Here is a 12527-nt window from a genome sequence, read left to right on the forward strand (position 1 = left end):
GTGCTGGGGACGGTGGGGGCCGGCTCGTGGGCGGGCGAGCGGCCCTGCGTGTGGGCGAGCAGCGAGTCGACCACGTCGGTGAGCTCACCGCGGCGGCCGAACGCCCGGCGCTGCACGGCGGCGCCACTGCCGCGGGCCAGCGTGGCCTGCGACAGCTCCAGCACCTGCTCCCAGTCACCGAGCTCCTCCAGTTGCGGGCGGAGCTGGTTGACGAGCTGGCCCACCAGCAGCGGCGGCGCCACCAGCGCCGGCCCGACGAGGTCGACGAGGTCGCCCTCCAGGCCCGAGCGGGCCGCTCGCCAGGTGGCGGCCCTCAGCAGCTCGTGGCGCGACTCGGGCAGCGGCACCCCGGCCGCGAAGTCCTCCCTGGCCTTGCCGACCAGCGCGCGGAAGAGCCCGGCGATGAGCACCACGTCGTCCACCTGGGGACAGGCGTCACAGACCCGCAGCTCGACCGTGGGCAGGTGGGCGCTGGGCCGGATGTCGAAGTAGACCATCCCGGGGTCGCTGATCGTGCCGGACGCGATGAGGTCGGCGACCATGGCGTCGTACTCCGCCGCCGTGGACACCGTGGCAGGCGGGCCCGCGGTGGGCCAGCGCGACCACACCATCGACCGGTAGCTGGCGTAGCCGGAGTCGTGACCTCGCCAGTACGGGGAGCTGGCCGAGATGGCGAGCAGCAGCGGCAGGTAGGGGGCGACGCGGCGGACCACCTGCACGGCCTCGTCGCGGTCGGGCACGTCGACGTGGACCTGGGCGCCGCAGATGTGCTGCTCCCGCACCAGCATCTGGTACTCGTGCTGCATCTTCTCGTAGCGGGCGCCCGCCGAGATGGCGTCCCCGGCCAGCTCGGCGAGCGGGACGGTCCCCGCTGCCACCACGCCGAGACCGAGCGGCTCGGCCACCGACTCCAGGGTGGAGCGCAGCCGGTGGAGATGGCCACGCAGCTCGTCGAGGGTGCCGCAGACGGGCGTGTTCGTCTCGACGAGGGAGCGCTGCAGCTCGGGCGCGAACTCGGCGCCGTCGAGCTGCGCGAGCAGCGCCTCGACCTCGGGCGCGGCGTGGCGCGTCTCCAGGTCGACGACGTGGAACTCCTCCTCGACGCCGAGCAGGGGGAGATCGCTCATGACGGCGACGCTAGGAGACGCGTGTTACGGCCGTGCTGCTGTGGTGCTACTCCGAGGTGCCTGCACACGCTTGCACTGTGCCCGTTCGTGCGCGGGACGACACACAGCGACACCCGGTCATGCTCGTTTCGTGTGATCAGCGGTAGGCGGCGTCGAAGAAGGCGAGCTCCAGATCGACGGTGCGGGTGAACAGCTCCCGCACCCGCTCCCGGTCGGCCGGTTCGAGGCCGGTGGCCACACGGTCGAACTCGGACCGCAGGAACTCCACCCACGTCTCGAACGCGGAGCCCCGGTGCAGCTCGATCCACTCCCGCTGGAGCGGCTCGTCGGGTGCGGTGGCGTCGGGCCGGGTGGCCCAGTCCAGGTAGACCCACTCGGCGACGAGCAGCACGGTGAGGCAGGAGGCGTAGTCGGCGCTGCGCCGGGCGGTGTCCATCAGCTCGATGAACCCCACCGTGGGCGCGAGCAGCACGGGCTCGGTGCGGTCGGGGAGGGGGACGTCGAGCACGTCGAGCGCCCTGGCGAAGAAGTCGTTCTCCGGGCCGGCCACCACCCCGAGCTGGCGGGCGTGCACGATCCGGGCCTCCGGCCGGTCGGCGGTGGCGACGGCGGCCCCCATCAGCGCCACGAACGCGTCGACGAACTGGTGGTCCTGCACGAGGTACGTGGTGAGCACCGGGGGTGGGACCTGCCCACGCCAGATCTCGGTCACGAACCGGTGCCCCACGGCCGCGTCCCAGGTGGTGCCGGTCAGCTGCCGCAGCTCCGCACTGAACATCACCCCACGACCCTAGGCCGTGCCCGCCCGCAGCAGGCCGTCGACCAGCCGGGGTGCGACGGCACTCGTGTCCAGAGCCGCGGCGAGCGTGACGTCGGCGCCGTAGCCGTCGGCGACCAGCTCCCGGCCCGAGCCGGTGGCGGCGAGCACGGTGGCGAGCCCGCGGGCGTGTGCCGTGGCGAACTGGGCGGCGGCGAGCTCGGCCTCGGGCGAGCACTCGGCTCCCGGCAGCGCCGCTGCGATCGCCCCGGCGCCGAGCGCGTCCTCCACGGCGACCCGCAGGGTGCCGCCGGGCCAGCGCTCCCCGGCCGGGACCAGCCCGATCGGCCCGCCCACCGCCAGCGCCGCTGCCGCCGTGGCCGAGGCGTTGCGCAGGCACCCGGCGATCAGCACCGCCCCGCTCCCGGCGACCGTGGCGCACAGCGTGGCCCCGTTGGGGGAGGGCAGCCCCAGCTGCGTGCCGGCAGGGAGGCCGACCAGCGAGGACGGCCGCAGTGACGGCCCGGTGCCCGACCGGGGGCCTGCGGGCTGCACGCCCAGGGAGCGGGCCTGGGCCTCGGCGGCGCCGGGGCCGGCGTAGCGCTGCGGGAGAACCGCGGCGCCCCGCCCGACCGCGACGTCGACCGAGGTGCAGAACGACAGCACGTCGACGACCACCACCACCGCGCACTCGGCGGCCAGCAGCTCGGCGCCCTCGAGACCCCACTCCAACCGCACCCCGTACTCGCGCTGGCGGTGCTCCGGGCGGGCGTCGACGGGCATCGCGCCACCCTAGGTCCCGATCTTGTGGCGAGCGACCGAGATCGACGTGGTGGGGGTGGCGAGCGGGGCGGCCGCAACCCCGCTCACGTCGATCTCGACGGATGCACCTGCCCCGGGTGAGGTGGCTGGTGACCGAGGCGGGGTGCGACCACCCGCAGGAGCGGCAGGGCGATGAGCAGCGCGGCCGCAACCAGGAGAGCGCTGACCCAGACCGGTCCGAGGTCGCCGGCACCGCTTCCGAGAGCCACTGCCGCGACGACAGGGCCCCCCGCTGCGCCGATGTTGAGCGCCGCGGTCGCGTACGACCCGCCCATGGTCGGGGCGCCCGCCACCTCGTAGAGCACCCTGGCGATCACGGTGCTGCCCAGCGCGAAGGACAACGCGCCCTGCACGAGGACGAGGACCAGGAGCGCCACCGGGTGGCCGGCGAGGGTCGCCAGCGCGACCCAGCCCAGCAACAGCAACGGCCCGCCGACCACGATCACGATGCCGGGGCGCTGATCCGAGAGCCGACCCGCCGCGGTGACACCGACGAAGGAGCCCACACCGAAGAGCACCAGCGCGACCGGGACCCAGAGCTCCGGCAGGCCGGCGGTCTCGGTCACGATCGGTGCCAGGAAGGTGAACGTGGCGAAGGTGGCGGCGTTGACCAGCGCGCCGATCAGCATGACCAGGACCGGTCGGGGCTTCGCGAGCTGGGCGATCTCGGAACGCAGGGAAGGGCCCGCCGGAGCCATCGGTGCGGTCGACCGCGCGGGGACGCCCCGCACGATGCCGACGGCAGCGGGAAGGCAGAGCAGGGCGACCGCCCAGAAGGTCGCCCGCCAGCCCAGCAGGGTGCCGAGCACCGCGCCGCCCGGAACCCCGGCGACGGTGGCCACCGTGGTTCCGGACAGCAGGACCGCCAGCGCACGTCCCTTCTCGTCCGCCGCGACGAGCGTGGCCGCGGTGCTCAGTGCGACCGCCAGGAAGCCTGCGTTGGCCAGGGCGGCGATCGCCCGGGTGAGGAGGAGACCCGCGAAACTTGTCGTGAGTGCGCCCACGACATGGGCGGCGGCGAACACCAGCACGAAGCCCAGCAGGGCGGCCCGCGCAGGCCACCGGCGCGCCAGCGCCGCCATCAGCGGCGCGCCGACGATCATTCCGGCCGCGAACGCTGAGGTCAGAAGGCCGGCGGCGCCGACAGACACGCCAAGGCCGGTGGCGATGTCCGGCACCAGGCCGGCGAGCATGAACTCCGACGTGCCCATGGCGAAGACAGCCACGGCGAGCAGGTGGAGAGGAAGAGGCATCGAGGACTCCGGGGTGAGAGAACCAGAAGGAGGCGTCTCGTCACCGCGGCCAGCGCCCAGGAGGTACCCGCAGCAGCCACCCCCGTGCAGCACGGGCTGCCGGGGTGCGAACTAGGAATTCAGTGGGTTCAGGGGGCCGACGGCGTGACCGGCAGCCCCACCCTGGATGCCTCAGGGCTCGACATGCCGCAGACCGTACTCACCGCGGCCGCTCGTCGCGCAACCGGTTACACGTCGATGGGCGAGCCCAGTGACACCACCTGGTGCGGGGGGAGGCCGAAGTACGCGGCGGGGCTCACCGCGTTGCGGCTCATGACGCAGAACAGCCGCTTGCGCCAGCGCGCCAGCCCGGGCTCCCTGGTGTAGGTGATCGTGATGCGGCTGAGGAAGTAGGTGGCGTGCTTGAAGTCGAGGTCGAGGCCCTTCTGGCGGGCGAGCCGCAGCGCGGCCGGCACGTAGGGCTTGTCCTGGTAGCCGAACCGCACGGTGAGGTGGAAGATCCCGTCGTCGGGGACGCAGGCGTCGTCGATCTCCAGGCGTTGGGACCGGGGCACGTGGGGGACCGCCACGTTCTGCACGTTGAGGACCAGGACGTGCTCGTGGAGGACGTGGTTGTAGCGGACGTTGTGGCGCAGCGCGAGCGGCGTGGTGCCGGCGTTCGCGTTGAGGAACACCGCGGTGCCCGGCACGCGGATCGGGGGGTCGTCGGAGGTGGCGACCCCGCGGACGAAGTCCTCGAGCGGGCCCTCCTGCTCGGTGCGCTTGCGCGTGACGATCTCGCGGCCGCGGTGCCACGTCATCAGGATGACGGCGACCGTGATGCCGATGATGAGCGGGAACCAGCCGCCCGAGAGCACCTTCGTCAGGTTCGCCGCCAGGAACGCGAGCTCGACGATGAGCAGGCCACCGGCGCCGATGACCACGAGCCACATGGGCGTGCCCCAGCGCCGCCGGGCGACCACGAAGAACATGACGGTGGTGATCGTGAGGGTGCCGGTGACGGCGATCCCGTAGGCCGAGGCCAGTGCGGTGGACGACCCGAAGCCGATCACCAGGCCGATGACGGCCACGAACAGCACCCAGTTCACGGCAGGCACGTAGACCTGCCCGGCCTCCTTCTCGGAGGTGTGCCGGATCGTGAGGAACGGAAGGTAGCCCAGCTGCACGGCCTGGCGGGCCATCGAGAACGTGCCCGTGACGACGGACTGGGAGGCGATCACGGCGGCCGCCGTGGCCAGTATCAGCAGCGGGTACTGGCCCCACGATGGCGCCAGCCGGAAGAAGGGGTTGTCCGCGGCGCGGGGGTCGGAGAGCACGATCGCCCCCTGACCCAGGTAGTTGAGGATCAGCGCGGGGAACACCACCGCGAACCAGGCGTTGCGGATCGGACGGCGGCCGAAGTGCCCGATGTCGGCGTAGAGCGCCTCCGAGCCGGTGATCGCCAGCACGACCGACCCGAGCGACAGGAACGCCGTGGGGAAGTCGTGGAAGAAGAAGGCAACGGCATAGGTCGGCGACAGTGCCCGGAGGATCCCGGGCTGTGCGATCACGTGGACGAGCCCCAGCACGCCCATCACCACGAACCAGAGCAGCATGACCGGCCCGAACGCCTTCCCGACCGCGCCGGTGCCGAAGCGCTGGCAGTAGAACAGGGCGGTCAGCAGGACGATCGCGATCGGGACGACCCACATCTTCAGCCCCGGACTGGCCACCTCCAGGCCCTCCACGGCGCCGAGCACGGAGATGGCGGGCGTGATCATCCCGTCGCCGAAGAACAGCGCCGCTCCGAGGACGCCCAGCCCGATCAGCAGCCACCGCGTCCGGGCGGCGAGTCGCTTCACCTGCTGGATGAGCGAGATCAGCGCCATCGTGCCGCCCTCGCCGTCGTTGTCGGCCCGCGTGACCAGGCTGACGTACTTGACGCTGACGATGATCGTGATCGTCCAGAACACGAGTGAGAGCACGCCGTAGACCGTGCCGGGGTCGGGTGTGAGCCCGCGGGTCTCGGTGAAGGTCTGCTTCAGCGCGTAGAGCGGGCTCGTGCCGATGTCGCCGTAGACTATTCCCAGCGCTCCGAGCGCCAGCACGCCCGCCCCGGTCTTCCGCGCCGCGGACGACGGTCCCTGCGGCGGAGCGGGGCCGGGCGAGTCCGGAGCGGTCTCCGGGGTCGAGACCATCAGGCGAGGTAGCGGGTCAGGTGGTCCATGTGCGCCCATTCTGCCCCTCTGACGTGCGCAAAGGGACTGAGCGATCCGTCACCGGATACGGTGACCGGTTTCCGCGCAGGAGTATCCGCCGAGCGCTTCCACCTCGGCGCGGAACGCGGGGCGCTCCAGCAGGGCCCACAGCGGCGCGAGCATCGCGTCGTCCAGACCCGACGTGCGCAGCACGAGGTCGTAGGGCTCCCGGGCGACGGGCACGAAGTCGAGGCCGAACGCCCGGGCGGCGGCCAGGATGCCGAGCCCGGTGTCGGCCCGGCCCGCTGCCACCGCGGCGGCCACGGCGAGGTGGGTGTGTTCCTCCCGGGAGTAGCCGGTGACGGCGGCGGGGTCGAGGCCGCGCTGGGCCAGTTCGTGGTCGAGCAGCGCGCGGGTGCCCGCCCCCCGTTGCCGGTTGACGTACCGCACGTCGGTCCGCACCAGGTCGTCCACGCCGGACAGGCCGAGCGGGTTGCCCGGGGCCACGATCAGCCCCTGGTCGCGGTGCACGAGCCGGATGACGGCGATCTTGTCGCCGTCGAGGATCTTTTCCACGTACGGCAGCGTGTACTCGCCGGTGGCCGGGTCCAGCAGGTGCGAGCCCGCGATGTGGCAGAGGCCGTCGCGCAGCGCCACGAGCCCGCCGAGCGACCCGACGTTGGACGAGGCCAGCGTGACCAGCGGGTCGTCGGCCCGCAGCGCTGACGCGGCCACGTCCAGCACCAGGTCGTGGGAGCCGATGGCCACGATCGTGCGGCCGATCTCGCCGAGGCCGCGCAGCAGTTCGACCCGCACGTGCTCCCCGGCGTGGTGGCCCTCCAGCCCGGCCGGGACGACCAGCAGCCCGTCGGCGCGGACCAGCGATGTGAGCACCCCGGCGCCGCGGGGCAGCGGGGTGGCCACCACCTCGCCGCCGACGCGCCCGAGCCGCACCCGCACCCAGTCGTCCATCCCGACGTTCGAGGCGAGCTTGCGGGCCAGCCGGGCCGTGGTCGAGGGCCGTTCGCGCGGTGCGGCCCCCTCGAGCGCGGCGAGCAGCGGGACGGCGAAGATGTCGAACGTCAGCGAGGCGGACACCGGGTAGCCGGGCGCGCCGAGCACCGGCGTCGCGTCCACGGCGCCGAGCACGACCGGGTGCCCGGGCCGGACTGCCACGCCGTGCACCGCGAGCGTGCCCGCGCCCGCGACGACCCGTGCCGTGTAGTCGTCACGGCCCGCGCTGGAGCCGGCGACGAGCACCACCAGGTCGGCCTCGGCGGCGGCGGCCCGCAGCGCTTCGGTGATCACCGCGGGGTCGTCGCGGACGATCGGCGTCACCCGTGCCTCGCAGCCCAGCTCGCGCGCCTGCGCCGCGAGCATCAGCGAGTTGGTGTCGAGGATCTCGCCGGGGGCGGGCTCGGTGCCGATCGGGCGGATCTCGTCGCCGGTCGGGACGATCACCACGACGGGCGCACGGCGCACGGTGAGCTCGACGGCTCCCGCGGCCGCGGCCGCGGCCACGTCGACCGGCCGCAGCCGGTGGCCTGCCGGGAGCAGCAGCTCAGTGGCGCTGATGTCCTCCCCGATCGAGCGCACGTGCTGGTACGGCGGCGTGGCCGCGCGCACCTCGGCGGTGCCGTCGGCGCCGCGGTGGACGTGCTCGCGCATGACGACGGCGTCGTAGCCCTCGGGCAGCGGGTCGCCCGTGTCGACGACGGCGAAGTCGGCGAGCAGCACCGGTGTGGTCTCCGCCGCGCCCACCGTGTCGGCGGCGTGGACCGCGATGCCGTCCATGCCGGCGGAGTCGAACGCGGGGGAGGAACGGTGGGCCCAGACCGGCTCCGCCGTCACGCGCCCGACGGCGTCGCCGACGGGCACCCGCACCACGTCGACGCGCGCCGGACAGCCCGCGGCGGCGCAGCCCTCACGCCAGGCGTCGAGCGCCGCGGCGGCGGGGACGTCGGACACGAACGGCGAGTCGGCGACCACATGAGCGACGGTACGACCCTGCGGGACGGCGCCGCAGGTCGGGGACCGCCCGGGAGGCGCGCGCCCCGTCAGGTCGCCGGGGCGACCGCCTCGGCGACCAGCTGGTCGAGCAGGACACGCAGCCGGGCCAGCGTGTCCTGGGCCTCGGTGAGGTCGTAGCCGGCGACCAGCGCCCGCGGATCCCGGAAGGCGACACGCGTGGCGTCCGCCCCGGCCCAGACCAGGATCCGCAGCGGAAGCTCGATCCCGACCCGCGGGTCGGCCTGCATGAGCCCGGTGCCGACCGCGGGGTTGCCGAAGATCAGGACGACCTCGTCGGCCAGCTCCAGGCCGGCGTCGCGCGCGGCCCCCGCATGGTCGACGACCGCGAACAGCGCCACCCCGCGGCGGTCCAGCCCCGCGCGGATCCGCTCGACGGTGGCCGGGACGTCATGCGGCGAGGTCTCGACGATCAACGCGTCCACCTGCATGTCCTCAACGGTCCTCGGCGCTGGGCTCGGGCACGACGTGGACCGCTGCCTCCTCGGCCGAGGCCCCGGCCCCGTCGGGACCGACGTCGAGGGCGAACAGCTCGTCGTCCTCGTCGGTGGCCTCGCCCTCGTCCTCGGCAACGAGCCGGCCCGACCGGGAGTCCCCGACCTCGTCGTCGACCAGCTCACCGTCGGTGTCGCTGCTGTCGCCGAGACCGTCTCCCTGCAGCGGCTCGACGTCCGGCAGCTCCCTGGCCAGTCGCCCGCTCAGGCTCTCCCCGGTCTCCTCCTCGCTCGCGGTCGTCCCCCAGTCGTCGACGGCCCACGGGCGCTCCGGAGGCGAGTAGCCCTCGTCGAGCGGGTCCGCCGGGCCGGTGGTGTCGAGGGTGTCCTCGGCGTCCAGTTGCTCGAAGACGTCGTCGTCCAGTTCGTCCGGGTCAGCCATCTCGTCTCAGTCCTCTCGTTCGCACCGTGGTCGGAGCCCATCGTCGCCCCGTGGGACCACCGCCACATCGCCTGGCCCCGCGATATCCGGTGAATCGTCCGCATTCGGGGGAAGCAGGTCGCTTCTTCGGGGGATGTCGGTGGCAGCAGGACCGACGAGGCTCGGGGCATCGAGTGAGAGGAGGTCCGCGTGATGTCGGGTTGGCTGAGTCAGGTCATCGACCAGGACTACCTGCTACAGGCACGGCAGATGCAGGCGTTGTCGTTCGCCGTGCACATTCCCCTGGTCTGTTTCGGCATGGCGCTGCCCACGCTGATCCTGTTCCTCGAGTGGCGGGCGATGCGCACCGGCCAGGAGGTGTACCGCACGCTGGCCCGGCGATGGAGCCGCATCCTGGTGGCGTTGTTCGCGGTCGGGGTGGTCACGGGCACGGTCCTGAGCTTCGAGATGGGGCTGCTGTGGCCGCAGTTCGTGGGCACGTTCGGATCCGTGTTCGGCCTGGGATTCGCGATCGAGGGGTTCTCGTTCTTCGTCGAGGCGATCTTCATCGGCGTCTACGTGTACGGCTGGGACCGGTTATCGCCGCGTTGGCACTTCGCGAGCGGGATCCCGATCGTGCTGACCGGCGTGACCGGCTCCTTCATGGTGATCACCGTCAACGCGTGGATGAACAACCCGTCGGGTTTCCGGCTGCAGAACGGCCAGGTGGTCGATGTCGACCCGGTACGGGCCCTGTTCGCGAACCCCTTTCTGTGGCACGAGTTCGTCCACATGTACATCGCGGCGTTCATGGTGACCGGGTTCCTGATCGCCGGGTGCTACGCGGTGAGCATGTTGCGCGGCCGGACGACGCCCTACCACCGGGTGGCGCTGGCCGTGCCGCTGACGGCCGCGTCGGTGGCCGCCCCGGCCCAGATCGTCGTCGGGGACTGGGCCGCCCGGACGGTCGGCGAGCAGCAACCGGTCAAGCTCGCTGCGCTGGAGGGGCTCGGCGCCACCACCAGCGGAGCGCCGGTGCATCTGCTCGGCTGGTACGTCGACGGTGAGGTCCGGTACGGCATCGAGATACCGAGGCTGCTGTCGTTGCTGGCCTACCACGACCCGGACTCGACCGTCCGCGGGCTGCTGTCGTTCCCGCCGGAGGACCTGCCGCCGGTCAACGTGGTGCGGATCGCCTTCCAGACGATGGTGGGCATCGGTTCGGCGCTGGCACTGCTCGCCGTGATCTTCCTCTACATCCGGATCCGTGCGCACCGCTTGCCCGCCTCGCGCTGGTTCTACCGGGCGGTGGTCCTGGCAGGCCCGGCAGCGGTCGTGGCGCTGATCGCGGGCTGGGTCACCACTGAGGTGGGCCGCCAGCCATGGGTGGTCTACGGCGTCATGCGCACGAACGAGGCGGTCACGGCGGCGAGCGGGATCCCGATCGGGTATGCGGTCCTCGCCGCGATCTATCTCGGCGTGGTGGTGGGCGTCGGCTGGATCCTGCACCGGCTCGCCATCCGGCCGCTGCCTGCCGACCCGCCGCCGCGCGAGCTGGTGGAGGAGGGGGTCCCGTGACAGTCCTCCAGGTTTTGCCGATGGTCGCCGTCCTCGTCGGCCTGGTCCTCTACACCGTGCTGGCCAACGCCGACCTCGGAACCGGGGTGTGGCAGCTCACGGCGGGAAGCGGGGAACGGGCGCACCAGGTCCGCGCCCACATCTACCGCGCGATCGGGCCGATCTGGGAGGCCAACCACGTCTGGCTGATCTTTGTACTGACCGTGCTCTGGACCGCCTACCCGCAGGCGTTCGCCTCGCTCGCCTCGACGCTGGTGGTGCCGCTGTTCATCGCCGGAATCGGCATCGTGCTGCGCGGCACCGCGTATGCGCTGCACGGCGCCACGAACGGCCCCGGCGACCACCCCGAGGTCGACCTGGTGTTCGCGCTGTCCTCGCTGATCACGCCGTTCGCGCTCGGAGCAGCGGTCGGTGCGGTCGCGTCGGGACGGGTGCCGGCCGGTCCGGTTCCGGGAGACATCATCACGAGCTGGCTCGGCCCGACGTCGTTGCTCGTCGGGGTGCTGGCTGTGGCGGGCGGCGCCTTCCTCGCAGCGGTGCAACTGGCGGCTGAAGCGGCCCGCCTCGGGGAGGTGGAGATGGCCGAACGGTTCCGGTTGCGGGCCCTGCTGAGCGGGGTGGTGGCCGGGATCGTCGCGATCGCGGGAGCGTTCGTCGTGTCCGTGGACGCGCCGGCGCTCGCCCACGGTCTGCTCGACGGCGCCGGTCGGAGCGCCGTGGTCGTCTCCGCCGTCGCGGGCGTCGCGACGCTCGTGCTGGTGTGGACCAGGCGGGCGCATGCGGCCCGTTTCGTGGCCGCGGTGGCGGTGGCCGCGCTGGTCGCGGGCTGGGCGCTGGCGCAGGGGCCGACCCTGCTGCCCGGCCTGACCGTGCAGCAGGCGGCTGCGCCGTACAACACATTGCTGGCGGTCACGGTGTCCATCGTGGCGGGGGCGGTGATCGTCGGGCCGTCGCTGGCGTTGCTGTTCGGGCTCGTGCTCGGGGGCCGGATGGACCGGCCGGTCGACGTCCCCGAGACGGCCGTCCCGGCCCGTCCGCCGCGGGACCGGCGGATGCTCGGCCGGGGCGCCGTCGGGCTGTTCGTCGCCGGTGCCGTGCTGGTGGTGTTCGCGTCCGGAGCGGTCCTGATGACCGTCGGCCTGTTGCTCGTCCTCGTCGCGGTGGTGGCCGGTTTCGTGGCCGTCGGTCCCGCTGACCTCGGTCTCGACACCGATGACGGGACCGGTTCAGGGACGCTCTTTACCTGACCTCCCGGACGTACAGTGGGGAGATGGCGGAGTTCCGCACGACGATCCACCTCCCCTCGATCACGTCGATGCTCGGGCAGGCCGGCCGGCCGCTGCTGGAGTTCACGCTGATCCCGCTGGCCCTGTTCTGGGTGCTGTTCACCCAGGTCGGGTTCGACGGAGGGCTGTTCGCGGCCCTGGGCTGGTCGGCGCTGGCGATCGGCCGGCGGCTGGTGCAGCGGCAGAAGCTGCCCACCATCCTGCTGATCACCACGGGGTTGCTGGTGGTCCGCACCGCGGTGGGGCTGTGGACGGGGAGCGCGTTCCTGTACTTCCTCCAGCCGACCGTCCAGAACTTCGTCTTCGCGCTGGCGTTGCTGGTGACGATCGGCCTCGATCGGCCGCTGCTGGCGAAGCTCGCCGACGACTTCTGTGCCTTCCCGGAAGCGTTGAGCTCGCACCCGGGAATCCGGCGGTTCTTCAAGCGCGTGTCGCTGCTCTGGGCGGTGGTGTTCCTGGTCAACGGGGCCACCACGATCGTCGTGCTCGCCACGCAGACGGTGGGGAACTTCCTCGTGGTGTCCACCGCAGGCTCGTACTCGGTGGTCGCCATGGGCATCGTGCTGTCGCTGTGGTGGTTCCGCCGGTCGCTGGCAGGGCACGGCGTGCGGCTGCGCATCGGGGCGCCCACGGCGGCCTGAGGC

11 protein-coding genes are annotated in these 12527 nt (G+C 72.6%); 3 read left to right on the plus strand and 8 right to left on the minus strand.

Annotated elements, in window-relative coordinates:
• The 8 genes from HF577_RS08235 to HF577_RS08270 all read right to left on the minus strand — a co-directional run.
• On the minus strand, positions 1 to 1127 hold a 1127-nt coding region (locus HF577_RS08235), incomplete at its 3' end, for a carboxylate-amine ligase (protein WP_169395159.1).
• Between the two features lie 136 nt (positions 1128 to 1263).
• On the minus strand, positions 1264 to 1905 hold the full coding sequence (locus tag HF577_RS08240) for a TenA family protein (protein ID WP_211173969.1): 642 nt from the start codon (positions 1903 to 1905) through the stop codon (positions 1264 to 1266).
• 12 nt (positions 1906 to 1917) lie between these two features.
• Positions 1918 to 2667 (minus strand): 2-phosphosulfolactate phosphatase, encoded by a 750-nt coding sequence (locus tag HF577_RS08245; RefSeq protein ID WP_169395161.1) that lies wholly within the window; start codon positions 2665 to 2667, stop codon positions 1918 to 1920.
• 83 nt (positions 2668 to 2750) lie between these two features.
• A complete protein-coding gene (locus tag HF577_RS08250) occupies positions 2751 to 3959 on the minus strand; it encodes a Cmx/CmrA family chloramphenicol efflux MFS transporter (RefSeq protein WP_169395162.1) in 1209 nt (402 codons plus the stop codon).
• A 227-nt stretch (positions 3960 to 4186) separates the two neighbouring features.
• Positions 4187 to 6136 (minus strand): potassium transporter Kup, encoded by a 1950-nt coding sequence (locus HF577_RS08255; protein WP_169395163.1) that lies wholly within the window; start codon positions 6134 to 6136, stop codon positions 4187 to 4189.
• A 78-nt stretch (positions 6137 to 6214) separates the two neighbouring features.
• Positions 6215 to 8125 (minus strand): molybdopterin biosynthesis protein, encoded by a 1911-nt coding sequence (locus HF577_RS08260; RefSeq protein WP_169395164.1) that lies wholly within the window; start codon positions 8123 to 8125, stop codon positions 6215 to 6217.
• A 68-nt stretch (positions 8126 to 8193) separates the two neighbouring features.
• A complete protein-coding gene (locus HF577_RS08265) occupies positions 8194 to 8595 on the minus strand; it encodes a DUF302 domain-containing protein (RefSeq protein ID WP_169395165.1) in 402 nt (133 codons plus the stop codon).
• A gap of 4 nt (positions 8596 to 8599) precedes the next feature.
• The gene (locus tag HF577_RS08270) at positions 8600 to 9040 is read right to left on the minus strand and encodes a DUF5709 domain-containing protein (RefSeq protein ID WP_169395166.1); all 441 of its coding nucleotides are present in this window, start codon (positions 9038 to 9040) and stop codon (positions 8600 to 8602) included.
• A 192-nt stretch (positions 9041 to 9232) separates the two neighbouring features.
• On the opposite strand from HF577_RS08270, the gene HF577_RS08275 reads away from it, so the two are divergent.
• From HF577_RS08275 to HF577_RS08285, 3 genes are read left to right on the plus strand one after another with little or no spacing between them, the layout of a single operon-like run.
• Complete coding sequence (locus HF577_RS08275) at positions 9233 to 10597, plus strand: cytochrome ubiquinol oxidase subunit I (protein ID WP_169395167.1); 1365 nt, start codon at positions 9233 to 9235, stop codon at positions 10595 to 10597.
• Positions 10594 to 11844, plus strand: coding sequence for a cytochrome d ubiquinol oxidase subunit II (locus HF577_RS08280; protein ID WP_211173961.1), 1251 nt, complete (start codon positions 10594 to 10596; stop codon positions 11842 to 11844). The genes HF577_RS08275 and HF577_RS08280 overlap by 4 nt, the downstream gene beginning before the upstream one ends.
• 23 nt (positions 11845 to 11867) lie before the next feature.
• On the plus strand, positions 11868 to 12524 hold the full coding sequence (locus tag HF577_RS08285; RefSeq protein ID WP_169395168.1) for a VC0807 family protein: 657 nt from the start codon (positions 11868 to 11870) through the stop codon (positions 12522 to 12524).
• The last annotated feature ends 3 nt before the right edge of the window (positions 12525 to 12527 follow it).

Source organism: Pseudonocardia xinjiangensis (assembly GCF_012911925.1).
Taxonomy (GTDB): Bacteria; Actinomycetota; Actinomycetes; order Mycobacteriales; family Pseudonocardiaceae; genus Pseudonocardia; species Pseudonocardia xinjiangensis.

Bases quoted from the DNA above. Each gene is read 5' to 3' on its own strand.
- HF577_RS08240 (WP_211173969.1), bottom strand. From the start codon at position 1,905: ATGTTCAGTGCGGAGCTGCGGCAGCTGACCGGCACCACCTGGGACGCG.
- HF577_RS08245 (WP_169395161.1), bottom strand. From the start codon at position 2,667: ATGCCCGTCGACGCCCGCCCGGAGCACCGCCAGCGCGAGTACGGGGTG.
- HF577_RS08265 (WP_169395165.1), bottom strand. From the start codon at position 8,595: ATGCAGGTGGACGCGTTGATCGTCGAGACCTCGCCGCATGACGTCCCG.
- HF577_RS08285 (WP_169395168.1), top strand. From the start codon at position 11,868: ATGGCGGAGTTCCGCACGACGATCCACCTCCCCTCGATCACGTCGATG.
- HF577_RS08270 (WP_169395166.1), bottom strand. From the start codon at position 9,040: ATGGCTGACCCGGACGAACTGGACGACGACGTCTTCGAGCAACTGGAC.
- HF577_RS08250 (WP_169395162.1), bottom strand. From the start codon at position 3,959: ATGCCTCTTCCTCTCCACCTGCTCGCCGTGGCTGTCTTCGCCATGGGC.
- HF577_RS08255 (WP_169395163.1), bottom strand. From the start codon at position 6,136: ATGGTCTCGACCCCGGAGACCGCTCCGGACTCGCCCGGCCCCGCTCCG.
- HF577_RS08275 (WP_169395167.1), top strand. From the start codon at position 9,233: ATGTCGGGTTGGCTGAGTCAGGTCATCGACCAGGACTACCTGCTACAG.